This is a genomic window from Morganella morganii, from assembly GCF_019242955.1.
GTDB lineage: Bacteria > Pseudomonadota > Gammaproteobacteria > Enterobacterales > Enterobacteriaceae > Morganella > Morganella sibonii.
On the sequence record NZ_CP066129.1, the window covers coordinates 1,479,148 to 1,492,291 of the forward strand.

General features: G+C 55.2%; 9 protein-coding genes. All 9 read right to left on the reverse strand.

What is annotated here, in order from left to right; all coding sequences use genetic code 11:
* Nucleotides 1–2 precede the first annotated feature (2 nt).
* A complete protein-coding gene (locus JC793_RS06755) occupies nucleotides 3–1,343 on the reverse strand; it encodes a VasL domain-containing protein (RefSeq protein WP_218427898.1) in 1,341 nt (446 codons plus the stop codon).
* A gap of 14 nt (nucleotides 1,344–1,357) precedes the next feature.
* Complete coding sequence (tssM, locus tag JC793_RS06760) at nucleotides 1,358–4,906, reverse strand: type VI secretion system membrane subunit TssM (protein WP_247717336.1); 3,549 nt, start codon at nucleotides 4,904–4,906, stop codon at nucleotides 1,358–1,360.
* On the reverse strand, nucleotides 4,906–6,348 hold the full coding sequence (tssA, locus tag JC793_RS06765; protein WP_218427899.1) for a type VI secretion system protein TssA: 1,443 nt from the start codon (nucleotides 6,346–6,348) through the stop codon (nucleotides 4,906–4,908). The genes tssM and tssA overlap by 1 nt, the downstream gene beginning before the upstream one ends.
* 5 nt (nucleotides 6,349–6,353) lie before the next feature.
* Nucleotides 6,354–7,001 carry a type VI secretion system-associated protein VasI gene (gene vasI, locus JC793_RS06770; RefSeq protein ID WP_054424996.1) on the reverse strand — a complete coding sequence of 216 codons (648 nt, stop codon included), beginning with the start codon at nucleotides 6,999–7,001 and terminating at the stop codon, nucleotides 6,354–6,356.
* On the reverse strand, nucleotides 6,998–7,795 hold the full coding sequence (locus JC793_RS06775) for a hypothetical protein (protein ID WP_112550480.1): 798 nt from the start codon (nucleotides 7,793–7,795) through the stop codon (nucleotides 6,998–7,000). Before JC793_RS06775 ends, vasI begins: the two co-directional genes overlap by 4 nt.
* Nucleotides 7,795–10,455 (reverse strand): type VI secretion system ATPase TssH, encoded by a 2,661-nt coding sequence (tssH, locus tag JC793_RS06780; protein WP_218427900.1) that lies wholly within the window; start codon nucleotides 10,453–10,455, stop codon nucleotides 7,795–7,797. Before tssH ends, JC793_RS06775 begins: the two co-directional genes overlap by 1 nt.
* Nucleotides 10,455–11,177 carry a type IVB secretion system protein IcmH/DotU gene (icmH, locus tag JC793_RS06785; RefSeq protein WP_166708942.1) on the reverse strand — a complete coding sequence of 241 codons (723 nt, stop codon included), beginning with the start codon at nucleotides 11,175–11,177 and terminating at the stop codon, nucleotides 10,455–10,457. The genes tssH and icmH overlap by 1 nt, the downstream gene beginning before the upstream one ends.
* A gap of 68 nt (nucleotides 11,178–11,245) precedes the next feature.
* The gene (gene tssK / locus JC793_RS06790; protein WP_046892552.1) at nucleotides 11,246–12,598 is read right to left on the reverse strand and encodes a type VI secretion system baseplate subunit TssK; all 1,353 of its coding nucleotides are present in this window, start codon (nucleotides 12,596–12,598) and stop codon (nucleotides 11,246–11,248) included.
* A 1-nt stretch (nucleotide 12,599) separates the two neighbouring features.
* Nucleotides 12,600–13,139 carry a type VI secretion system lipoprotein TssJ gene (gene tssJ / locus JC793_RS06795; protein ID WP_046892551.1) on the reverse strand — a complete coding sequence of 180 codons (540 nt, stop codon included), beginning with the start codon at nucleotides 13,137–13,139 and terminating at the stop codon, nucleotides 12,600–12,602.
* Between the last annotated feature and the right edge of the window lie 5 nt (nucleotides 13,140–13,144).

Genomic DNA, 13,144 nt, shown 5'->3' on the forward strand with positions numbered 1-13,144 from the left:
CCTTATTCCTGTTTGCCGTTGCCGGGTTTCAGCCCTGCCTGTTCAGCCTGTTTTTGCAGATCAGCATAAAGCGCGATCAGGCCGTTGAGCTGCTGGTCAATGCGGTGCAGTTGTGCTGCCGAAACCGGTTTACCGTTGCGGATATCGTCGGACAGCACACGCAGATATTCCTCTGCCGGGGTCGTTTTTGAGTGAGCCTGCTGAATGTTGTGGATTTCCGTTTTCAGATAGGACAGGGTAAAACTGCCGCGATCTTTTTCTCTGGCAACAATGGTGTCCGTCAGTGCCTGTAACCGCTTGCCGGTGAGATACCAGCTGTCCGTTTGGGATGCATCCGCAATCCGTGTCTGTAATACATCCTGCCAGCGGCGGGTGGCATACGCCTGATCCGGATCATTCGGCCAGCGCTGACGGGCAGTTTCTGTCATTTTCTCCGTCAGAAGCAGTGCGGCAGCCGGAGATTGCTGTTCCTCACTGGTCAGTAATTGCCCGTAAGTCGCCAACTGCGGATCGGCAAACCACATGACCCGTGCGCTGCCGGGCTGGGCGGCGAATGTATCCAGTTCATCTTTCACCGGCTTATAAACCGTGAAGAATAACACGGCGATCAGAATGAGCCCGGTGAGCAGTCCGGCTGCAAAACCGGCGAACGGGAAGGTTTTGCGTGGTGCCGGGGGCGTTTCTGCCGCAATCTGCACAAAGCGGACGGTGCTGTGCCCCGCACCGCCTGCCGGAGCCGTGTCTGTTCCGGAAACGGCCGGGCTTTCTTCCGCGATATACACCAGCGGGGCAAGGGTGACCGGCGGCAGCTCGCTTTCCGCCGCAGGCGTGGGTTGCTCTATCTCTGTGGCGGCATTGCGGAAGTAAAATTGCAGATTGTCCGTGGTCAGCGTTTTGCCGGACGGCGTTTGTGTCAGCCGTTCTGTGATCAGCTGTAATGCCCGCTCAGCCCGGTAGAGCAGGCGCAAATCGTCACGGCTGAAAGTAAGGCGGCGTACCACCGCCATCGCCCGCGTGATAAACCAGTTGAGAATATCAATGCGGTGATTGATTTGCGGCGGCCACAGCGTCTCCCGGTCATGAACCACCATCATGGCGATCAGCTCACAACCTTCGGTCAGCCCGGCCAGACCGCTGCGGTGCAGGCGGGCGAGGGTGTAGTAGACCGCGGTCTGCAAATCCACGCCGTTTTGTCTGAACAGTGACAGGGATTTCGCTTCCACCCGCGACCAGCTGATCTCCGGTTGCGATGGGTGGCTGAGTTTATTTATCTCTTCACGGATTTCCGCGAATTCCGGGTAATCCAGCGGAGAAGCACCGGTCCGGATAATAATGCCGTCCATATTCCGCTCCGTCATCAGTACAGTGTTTCAGGCAGGCTGAAACGGGAGAACAGATTGCCGGAGAACGGATTATCCGACTCATCAATATAGATGCGGTATGTCATTTCCCCGTCATCCACCGCGAAACGGACATCGAAACTGTTGGTGTTTACGTTGGTCAGTTTTCCGGACTGAATCAGTCTGATTTGCGCCCACGGGCCGTTGCGGACAATCGCACGCGGTGATTTACCGGCAGTACCGGAAACCAGCGTCAGCTTGCTCTCTCCGCCGGAACGCATCGAGTTCGGCCAGATCATATGAGCGGTGTTGCTGCGTCCGTGAGCATAATCGAGGATCTGCCCGTCGAGATTCAGCACACTGCGCCGTTTGTTACCGGACAGCTGTACCGGTTCAATCGCAAACTGCGTTTCGAGGTTGCCCTGCGGTGTAAAGAAGGTGTTGCGGATACGGTTGGCCGTTTCAATCTGCTCCAGCACATCCGGGCGGATCAGCGACTGTCCGTCTTCATTAACCAGCAGGTTGTTCTCGGCAAACGGCCGCAGATTTTGCTGCCAGAAAGCGTCCAGTGTTCCGCCCGGTTTGAAGAAGCGTTCAAACTCACTCAGCGGCACATCACGGTTTGATTTCGGGTCAAACGGATAACGGCCTGCGATATAGCTGTTGTATTGTTTGACCACGGACTCATTCCATTCCACCTCGAGATAACGGATAGCCTCTTTCTGCACCACAATCCAGGCCTGATCCGCGAGTTCGCCAATCCAGCGGCCGAGTGGTTCCGGCATGGTTTTCGCCATCTGGCTGACTTCAAAAATGGCGTCGCGGTTATTTTCTTCCAGACGCAGGAAAACGGCTTTCAGTGCGGCTTTCCCCGGTACGGGGGCATTTTCGATACTGAGCAGGTAACGATGCAGTTCATTCAGTTTCTGGTTAACATTTTGCAGGTTCTCACCGTTGTTACTGACCAGAATGTCCGTCTGCGGGGAAAATTCGCGGCTGATCCGGCTGAGTAACCGGTATTGGCTCTCCGCCATAACGGCCTGTTTTTCTTTCTCCGTCAGATTGCTGTCCACTGCGGGCAGGCTGGTGTTATCGCGCAGTATTTGCAGCGCGCGGCGTAATGGTTGTTCGCCGCTGATAATTTGCTCCAGCGCACTGATTTCATCCTGAATAGTTTCAAACTCACGGATTTCCAGATTACTCATGGCCGCCCGCCAGTTCGCGGCATAATCACCAAGATACTGTTCGCTGATCTGGTGCTGTATTTCCCGGCGGTCGCTTTCACTGTAACGGACGTTTTGTGACAGGTTCAGTACCCAGGCATCCAGTGCCGTCAGATCCACCAGCTCTTCATTCTGCCGGATAAAGTAATTGATCATTCCGTTGCGGGTCAGAAACTGCGGTACTTCCAGTTTTTCATCATCGAGTGAGACGAAAACATGGCTGAAGCCCGGCCCGATCATATGGCGCAGATCCAGCGGTGATGACAGCTCATTAAAACCTTTCAGGCGCAGTGTCTGGTAGACCCGCTGATAGAGTGAGAGCTGGCTCAGTTCTTTCTGGGCGTCACGGATAACCGCAGAGAACGGCTTAAAGGCCTGACTGGCCACGATATCCCCGCGATTGCGGTCTGCCGCCCAGTCAGTATGCTCAAGGGCATAATCCAGGTGCGTCATCAGCTGTGACTGAATTTCGTTTTGCCCGGTAAACTCACGGCTCCAGCGTTTGCGGAGGTAATTTTTGACAATCGCATCATTGCGGCCGCTTTTATCTTCCAGCATGCGCATCACACGCAGAATAGCGAGTTTTTCCTCACTGTTCTCCGGAGCCTGCGCCAGATCCTGCTGTAATCCGGCCATAATGGCGGGCAGGAAACGCTCGATCAGCAGTTGCAGATAACTTTTTTCCACATACGGGCCGATTTTTTTACCCTGATAGAGACCGAGATCGGTCAGAACGCCGTTCTTCTCACGGTAATTACCGTAAGCCAGCGTTGCTTCCGACAACGGATTGAGGATAGGCAACTGGCGTACACCGGTGGTGTCCTGCTGGTTATCCGCGGTCACACTGCTGAAAGCACTGACTTCGGAGAGCACATTTTTACCGGCCTGATAGTTTTGATCATAGTAATGATGCCAGCCGCTCCAGAGGGCAATGATTCCCGCTGCGGTGACAACGGAGGCAAAAAAGAGGTTGTAATGATGACGGCGTAACCAGAAACGGTTTTCTGCCGCCAGGTTCGGCTCTGAAAACAGGACATCACGGAACAGCTGGCCGGTAAACCAGGTCTGGTTTTCGCTGACAGGCCAGGTATGAGTCGGTGCCGGCGGCAGGTTGTACTGCACGGCGGCGCTCTGGGTAAAGATATCGTCAATCTGACCGCGTTGTGCGGAGGAGGTCAGATAGATACCGCGGATCAGCGGAATTTCGGCGTCGTTGCTGCCGATAAGTTGTTCTGTCAGTTCTGTTACCCGGTTTTGCAGCCCGACCATCTGGCGGATAAAGCTGAACAGCTCGCTGCGCTGACTGTCATCCACCCGGTTCAGCATCATCTCCGGCAGGGCTGCGTTAAGCCGGGTGATCCATTTTTCCCAGAAGGTGGTGAGTTCGCTGACCATATTGTGCGGGTTGTCACGGGTAAAGGTCACGCCGAGAACAGATTCCTGCTCGGCCACATCCAGTGACTGGAACATCGCGCTGAATCCCTGTAACAGATCCAGTTTGGTCAGCACGATATACACCGGCGGACGGGTGTTAAAGGCCAGGCGGATCTCCTGCAAACGCATATGAATATCCGTGAAATAACGGCTGCCCGCTTCTTTATCTTCTGTCATCAGCCGTGCGGTGTCGATGGCCAGGATAATACCGTTCAGCGGCTGGCGGGTGCGCTCTGTCACCATGCGTTCCAGCAGGCTGTTCCACAGGCGGTGGTACAACTGCGGTTTTTCGCTGTCCTCGTGCGGCTGGGTGATCAGGTGTCCGCGCGGCATCAGGAGGACGGCTTTATCGGTCAGCGAGCAGCGGACATGCAGACCGATACCCTCTTCTGAGATGATCCTGTCCTGCGGTATCAGGTCAAGCAGGCCGAGGTTAGCTGAAAACAGGGTATGTTTCCCGCTGTTTTCCGCCCCGAGCACCAGATACCACGGGCGCTGATAAAGAGACTGGCCGTTGTCGCCGAGATGCCGGCGCAGCTCACTGAGCCAGCGGCTGAGATAGCGGTTCTGGAATTCAATATCTTTGCGGACCGGATCTGCCACGGCCAGTTCAACATCCAGTTTCAGCTTTTCCAGTTCGCGGACACGCCGCCGGGCGGTGTATCCAATCCAGCCGATAACAATCAGGAATAACCCGAGCGTTGCCAGCCAGCGGGCGCTGACCGGCCGCAGCGGATAATCATCGCGGAAGCGGAAATCCGCACCCCAGATCCAAATCCAGAGAAGGATCAGCGCAGGAACGATGGCCAGAAAAATGGCCCATGCCGATTTGAGTTTTGGTTTGTCGGCTTTAAACCATTTTCTGATCAGACCCTGTGCATTCACGGATGATAAGGATGGTTTTTTCATTAAACGTTATTCCTTTTTAAATCGGACTCCGGCAGTTTTCCGGTAAGCTGTTGCAGTAAAGCGGGTTCCCACTGCGTTACTGTGCTGCGTGACACGATGTCATGCAGTTGCTGATACTGTGCCCGGGCAATCCCGGTCATGCCTGACTGTTCGAACAGCGATGCGGCCAGAAATTGCAGACAGACACGGTCACGTAACTGTTCAGCACGCTGCATGGCGTCATCAATTTTTTGCAGTGCGGCATCCAGACCGTTTTCCTGATAGCAGCGGGTGATCTCATCGTGTTCCCCGGCGGTAGTGACAGCGGTTGCGGGGGCAGATTCTGTGGTGCTCAGCCAGGCCAGAGTGTCCGCATCCGCGTACGGGGTTTTATCGGCGAAACTCAGGGTGGTCAGTTGCGGCAGACGGGCGGTAAACTCCGCCGCACAGCGGCGGATGGCCTGTGCAACGGCGTCCAGTCCCAGTTGCTGTGCTGCCTGCGCGGCCAGATAATGGCCATCCAGCCAGTAAGGGGCGAGACTGAGGCTCTGTTCAATATCAGCCAGCAATACCGGGTCGGCCTGTGTCAGTTGCTTGCGGTAGGCCGTGACCCGGTCGGCGGATACGGCGGCCAGTGGTGTTTTACCGGTGGCATCGGCTGACGGTACTGACTGAATGGTATGCCAGACAGCATAGCGGCGTAACTGATAGCCGATAGCATTTTCCGGGGCACGGCGGCAGAGCGCATCTGCGGCACTCAGCAGAGCTGATTTGCGGGTGCGATCATTTCCGCTGTCAATCTCTTCGGCCGGAAAGTCTGTCTCGGTTCCGGCGGGGGTATCCTGTGGTACAGATGCTGCGGACGGTGCGGTTCCGGTCGTGTCTTCTGCCGGACGGACGGCGGATGCGGTCTCTTCCGGTACGCAGTTTTCAATACGGCGGTAACCGCGGCTCAGCTCATCCAGCGTTTGTGACAATGCAGGGTGATCGTCATTCCAGAATTGCGCCAGCCCGGCAAAATCTCCTAAAACATCATCCCGCTGTGCCGCAGCAGCCTGCCGGATGAAGTTATCCTGTGCCAGCTCAAAGCGCTGCAAAACCTGCTGCGTCAGGCGGACTTTCAGTCTGATATTTTCCGGATAACAGTTGTGCCAGAACTGACGGCAGAACAGGGCAAACAGGTGCGCACCGAGTGTGACTTCACCGGCGTTTCCGGCATGTTGCAGGGTGCGCAGCAAATGGACCACCAGACGGAAATCTTTTGTGGTGGTGGCCAGCAGAGTCAGTATCCGTGACTGAATGGCCTCAGTATCCAGAGAAGCATGCGTCAGGGAGCCGAATTTAACCATTTCGCTGTCGATATATTCCCAGTCCGGGTGACTGTCACTGACCGCACTGCTGACCTGCTCCGGCTCAAGCGGGGCAAGCAGTTGTTCAGACCAGTTAAAACGTGTTGCTATCATGCTATTCACCAGCGGCAGGCCGCACGTAAAGGTTTGATACTTTCTGTCAGCTGAGACAGATCAAAAGTTACCGGTTCCCCGTTTTCAGGGGTGATAGTCAGCTTATCGCCGGTCATAATGCGTTTGATTTCATCAATGCCGGCCAGACCCCGGCTGGATTCCAGCACATAGCCGTTTTCGCGGATAAACCAGTCACTGCTGAATGTGGTCTGCGGGGTGGATAAACGGATGCTGCGTGTTGTTACCGGCGAATTCATTACCAGCTGCATGCGGGTGATGTTATCCACACAACTGAGCATCAGAACCGGGCGGGGTGGTTGCGTACCGATCGCCGGGGCGGTCATGACCACAGGCCAGGTACCTTCGCGGGGCTGGGTGGTAATGAAGGTGACGGTATGTGCTGTCCGTTTTTCTTCATTGGCTGCTGCCCGGAGCCGGATCTCACCTTTTACCGTCTGGTCAGCCGGCGGCACAGCGTTCTCCCGTCCGATGTTGTCATAGCAGTCCAGCCGTATCAGCGGTGACGGCTCTTTGCGGCAGGTGTCCAGCAGCGCTGAGATTTCCCCGGAAAGTGCGGGGACAGATTGTGCCGGACTCCACAGCGGCGTCAGTATCAGCAGGGTGAACACGCTCTGAAGCATCCTTTTGGTCATGATAGGTATCCGTATTTTTTTAATTTATACACAAGTGCACGTTTGGACATATTCAGCTTTGTGGCGACTTCTTTCAGGTCGTCGTTGTCCGCCTGCATCCGGTAGGTCAGAATGTCAGATTCATACCGGTCGAGCGCTTCGGTCAGATCGCTGATCCCGGACAGATCCGGCGCGGATACCTGCGAAAGTGCCGGAGTCACCATGGTGTGTGTCATCATGGCTTCCAGCCGCCGCTCCTTTTCCTGTGCCAGCTGCAGCAGTTTGTGCAGTTGCTGGTTTTGCGTCCGGACCTGCATCCGGCGGGTCAGCGTGCCGTAGTGATGACAGAAGATCCGGTAATAAATTGCTGTCATTCCTTTTTCGTGTTCTTTGTGGCTCAGATCGGTGCCGAGGCGGCAGATAGCCCCGGCGGGTTTACCCTCGTGATCGCAGAACGGGAACCCGTGTATACCGGTATTTGCAGGCAGCCCGCGAATAAATGTCTTCAGGCTGCTGTCTTCGAGATGGCTGCCCTGTGACAGGTTTTCCCAGCAGGTGGGTGTCCGGCTGAATGTCACCTGAACCAGCGGCTGGCGGATATCCGATGCATCTGTATCCAGCAGGCCGGTGGTGACCTGCGGTTGTGCATAGTCGACAGAGTAACTGAGCAGCCGGTTATCCCGCGGGCTGAGCACCATCACAGCAAGAGCACTCAGGGAACTGCGGGAAAAACAGTGCGGCAGAAACTGCGATATCAGCGATTCGGTGGTCTGGCAGTCCATCAGTGACAGCGCATTTTTCAGTCGGTTCCTCATTATTCCGTATCCACCTCAGCCGTGAATTCATCACCGGTTGCAGACAGGGTGATATGGCGGATCGTTTTTCCGTCTGCCGTGTGTTTCAGCAGCAACAGGGAAAGCGGCGGCAGTAAGTGGCCGTCAATCACCGATTCCAGGATACGGGCACCGTTTTCAGCCCGGTTGGCGCGCTGAATAATGGCCTGATAAACAGAATCATGAATGGTGACCTGAGCACCGAAACGCTGTACCAGCCGTGTTTCCAGCTGGCTGAGTTTGAAACGGATGATCCGTGTCAGTGTTTCGTCACTGAGCGGCAGGAACGGGATCACTTCCATCCTTGCAAGCAGTGCCGGTCTGAAGAAAGTGGTCAGCTCCGGATAAAGCGCATCCAACAGCTCATCAGGCCGGTTTTCATACGCAACAATGGTGCTGTCACCCAGGTTTGAGGTCAGGAAAAAAGCAACGTTTTTACAGTCAATCACGCGGCCCTCACCATCTGCCACTTCCCCTTTATCAAAAGCCTGATAAAAGAGATTCAGCACGTCCGGATGGGCTTTTTCCACTTCATCCAGTAACACGACTGAGTAAGGTTTGCGGCGGATGGCCTCTGTCAGCACACCGCCCTCGCCATAACCGACATATCCCGGCGGGGACCCGATCAGACGGGAAATCGTGTGTTTCTCCTGAAACTCGGACATATTAATGGTGGTGAGATATTGTGTGCCGCCGAACATCAGCTGAGCGATTTGTAATACCGTTTCGGTTTTTCCCACACCGCTCGGGCCGACCAGCAGGAATGCTCCCAGCGGGCGGCCGGGACGCCGCAGATCAGCACGGGCGGTCAGCAGGTGTTTATGCAGATGAGCAATCGCCAGATCCTGGCCTTTGATGGATTCCTCCAGGTAAGCCGGTAATTCAGTGACGACAGCGAGGGCATCCTGTGACAGACGGTTGAGCGGAACACCGGTCCATTCGGCGATGACTTCAGCAATCTGTGTTTTGCCGACATGCGGAGACACCAGGGAAGACTGTTCCCGGCGGGTTTCCAGCTCTGCATTCAGTACCTGTAACTGTTCGCGGATACTCTCCGGCGTTTCCGTTTCTGCGGTTTCTTCTGTCTCTGCTGATTTTTCTGTCTCTGCGGATTCAGCCGCTGATTCAGCACTGTTCAGCAATGCAGCCCGCAGGCGGATGATATCGCGGACTAATGTCAGCTGCGCCTGCCAGTCAGTCTGTAACTGTTCCAGTGACTGTTGTAACTGTGCGGACTGCTGATGCAGCGCGGCCAGACGGTCAGTGTGATCGGTCAGTCCGAGCAAATCTTCCCGCGCCAGCACATCGCACTCCATACCAATCTGGTGTAACTGTGTTTTCAGGGCTGAAATCTGTTTCGGCGGTGAGGTCAGGTTAATTGCGGTACGTGCACAGGCGGTATCCAGCACATCAATGGCTTTATCCGGCAGCTGACGGCCGGAGAGATAGCGGTCACTCAGCTCAGCCGAGGCACGCAGGGCATCATCATCAATAAAGACCTGATGAGCGGATTCATAAGCTGTGCGCAGGCCGCGCATGATGATCACGGCTTCAGCGGCCGTCGGTTCTTTAACCTGAACTAACTGAAAACGCCGCGCCAGTGCTGCATCTTTCTCAAAATATTTTTTGTACTCACTCCAGGTGGTCGCCGCAATAGTGCAGAGCTCACCCCGTGCCAGCACCGGTTTGAGGAGGTTGGCGACATCGGTGCCGCCCTGCTGGTTACCGGCACCGATAAGGGTGTGAGCCTCATCAATAAACAGGATAACCGGGGTGGCCGAGCTGATGATCTCCTGAATCAGCCCTTTGAACCGCTTTTCAAATTCACCTTTGACGGCGGCACCGGCCTGGATTGCGCCGAGATCAAGCACGTGCAGCTGGCATCCGCGCAGTTTTTCCGGCACGTCACCGGCCTCAATACGCAGTGCAAGGCCTTCAATCAGCGCACTTTTCCCGACACCGGGTTCTCCGACAACCACCGGGTTACTTTTACGGCGGCGGCAGAGAATATCGATCATCAGATCAATTTCGTTATCACGGCACAGAACCGGGTCCAGCTTATTTTGCCGTGCCAGTTCAGACATATTCTGTGTGAAACGGGCAAGAAGACTGTCGGCGGCCGGTGTACTGCCGCCTGCTGACGGACTGCTGAGATCACCGGACGGGCTTTCCGCCGAACCGGCAGTCCACTCATCAAACTGTTGTTTTAACTGTTCACGGTTGATATTGCTGAGCAGCTTACAGGCCTGCTGCGGCAGATAGCGCTGCGGCATTTGCAGCAGCACCAGCAGCACAATACCGGATCGCAGCGTGGTATGGTGATATTCGGCGGAGGCGACCAGCCAGCTGTCTTTCAGCAGTTCAGTCAGCAGTGGTGAAAAGCCCGGATAACCCTGAGTCAGTGCCTGATGCGGGGGGGTCAGTTCTGTCGTCATATCCGCCAGTTCAGTGTTATCAATACCGGCACGCTGGCAGATCACCCGCACATCGGTTAACGGTGTTTCCAGCAGGCTGCTGAAAAACAGTGCGGTGGTGATTTCCGGCTGCTGTTCGCTGACACTGCGGGCGGCAGCATTTTCCAGTGCATGTCTGGCAACAGGATCGAGACGGTTAACTAACGTTGAGAGATCGACATTTATCATCAGTGTATACCCTGATTCAGTAACGGAGTGAGTTGCTCCAGAATATGTTGTGTCTGATTATTCAGCTGTGACAGATACAGGCCGTAAATACCGGCGGCCAGCAGCAGGCCGGCGATAACGATATATTTGAGCCGCAGGCGTTTCCCCAGCCGGTAGCGGTGCGGGTCAGAGATCGTATCCTCATACAGCACAACAGAACCCTGTTCAGGGCGCAGCTGACGGATCTGTTTTTGCAGGCGGCGTAACAGGCGGTTAAATTCATCGTTATGGCCCTGCGTCACTTTATAGCGGCCCCGGTAACCCAGGCACAGGCACAGCCAGATAAACTCAATCAGATCCAGATAGCGCTTCGGCTCACCGAGCAGACGTTCAATAAGAATGAACACCTTTTCCCCGCCCCAGGATTCATTATGGAAATGCACCAGCAGTGATTTTTTCACCCAGCCGTTATCTGTGTTCCAGCCGAGGCCCAGTGCGGTTTCATCAATAAAGGTACAGAGCACATAACGGAACGAAACAATCGCGCCCGGCTCATAACCCTGAGACTGTAATTGCTGCTCAATCGCCTGAATATCGGTCACCACCTGCTGATAAAGCTTATCCGGCAGCGGTGAGCCGGACATTGTATGCATCCGCATAACCATGCCGAGCAGCGGGGTGGCCGCGTCAATCATCGGGTTAATATTTTCCCCGCGCAGCGGGATCCGGTATTGCTTGTGCATCCGCTGATGCAGATAACCGGTATCGCCGGACAGATCATCAGACAGGCTGCCGGTCAGTAAATCATCGGTCATAAATCGCCCCCGTTACGGATGGCCCAGAACTGAATATCCAGTTCCGGGAAATTACCGGAAACGTGGAAAGCGACGGAGCCGTTTTGCTGAATTTCCTGCCATGCGGTACCCTGGCGGTCCAGACGGAAATAGGTGTAACCCGCGTGATACGGCAACTGGCGCGGTGCGGCAGACAGGGAAATCAGTGGTACGCCCGGCAACTGGACACTGACGAGGTCGCGGATGCGGTTGATGGATGTAACTTTGGTTTGCTGGGTGAACTGGCGGCGCAGCTGCTCCTGAGGCATCTGAGCGCGGATTGCCACGATAAATTCGGCCTGCTGCAACAGTTGCTGATCCTGAATCGTTGCCACGCGGATACCGTGTTCCTGCTCCTGAAGATGAATCGCAATAGCACGCGGTGTCAGTACTACGCTTAATGCCAGGCGCAGCGCCCGCATCAGTGGCGGATAGCACTCTGTCAGTGCCTGATGGTTATATTTCGGCAGTTGTCCGGCCAGCCGGGACTGATCAGTAAAGGTATGCAGTTCCCCGCATAATGAGCGGAGCTCGCAGAATAACGGCTCCGGATGCAGCACATCCTGTGCGGCAAAGTGGGCAAAACGCGGTGATGCCCGGTTCAGAAGCTGTAACATCATAAATTCCGCCACATCGGCGATACCCTGCTGTCCCGGTGAGCCGATCCGACCGGCCAGTTGGCGGGCGCGCTCAGCCAGTGTGCCGCTCAGTTCATCCAGAAATCCGGTCAGGGAGGGGGATAAGCGCACATTCAGGCAGGACGGGATAAACGTATCATCGAGGATCAGTCCGCCATCTGCTGTTTGTTCGCTGATACGGCAGACCGGTACTGACACATACGCATTCAGCTCGGCAGTGCCCTGTTTCAGCACCGGGCTGAGTCTTGCCACATTCAGCATACTGACATCACCGGCTTCGGTGTGCAGATCGCGGACATCCAGACTGAATTCTTTATAGCGCGCCGTCAGATGATTGTTATGCCCGGCTGCAATTTCATTGACCGTGGCACTGTGCAGCGGCAGGGCAAGATAAATAATGTTGTTGCCGGTATCATTTAGCGGAGTGATATCAATCGGCGGCGGCAGCTCATCCTGTGACGGCAGGGAAAACAGCGTGCCGTCCGGCATGATACCGGTCGCCTCTGAAATGCCGACCCGGCCCAGCCGCAGAATATCTTCGTTGATCACCAGAGAGGTAAACCCGGAATAGTGACCGGAGAACGCAGAGAGCAGGCTTTCTGTCACATAGTCCTGGTGGCGCTGCTGCTGCTGAAAATGCTGGGGTTTGATAAACAAACCTTCGCGCCAGATAACCCGGTTTTTCATCGACATATTATTCTTCTTCCTCTTTGCGCAATTCCACTTCATTTTCCCTGACATGAACCAGGATGTAATACTGTCGTCCGATTCCGCTTAACTTGATGATTTTCTTCCATTCGGTAACGTTAGGGGACGAATAGCGGACAATGACACCCAGATAGCGGTTTTCGCCGGTGGTCCGCAGCAGAGCCAGCGGTTTGTACTGATCCGGTGTCAGTGTGTAATCCTGGTGGTCGATATAGTTTTTACCGAGTACATCCGGCAGCGGCTTCTCATCCAGCTGGTCAAAATCCATCGACTCAAAACGGGAGTCCTCGCTGAGATACACCAGCTGCATCTCCACCGGAGACGGCTCACCGTCCGGGTTCGGGTTGATATCCGGCTCTGCCAGGAGTGTGATCGCAATTTCAGATGGCTGCTGGTTCGCTTTACCCACCGGAATATCGGGGTCCCACAGCACCTTGCCGACTTTTTTGGTTGCCTCCCAGGATTTGCTGCATCCGGTGAGTACCAGTACCAGCAGCAACAATCCGTATCGCAGTTTCACACTCATGATGG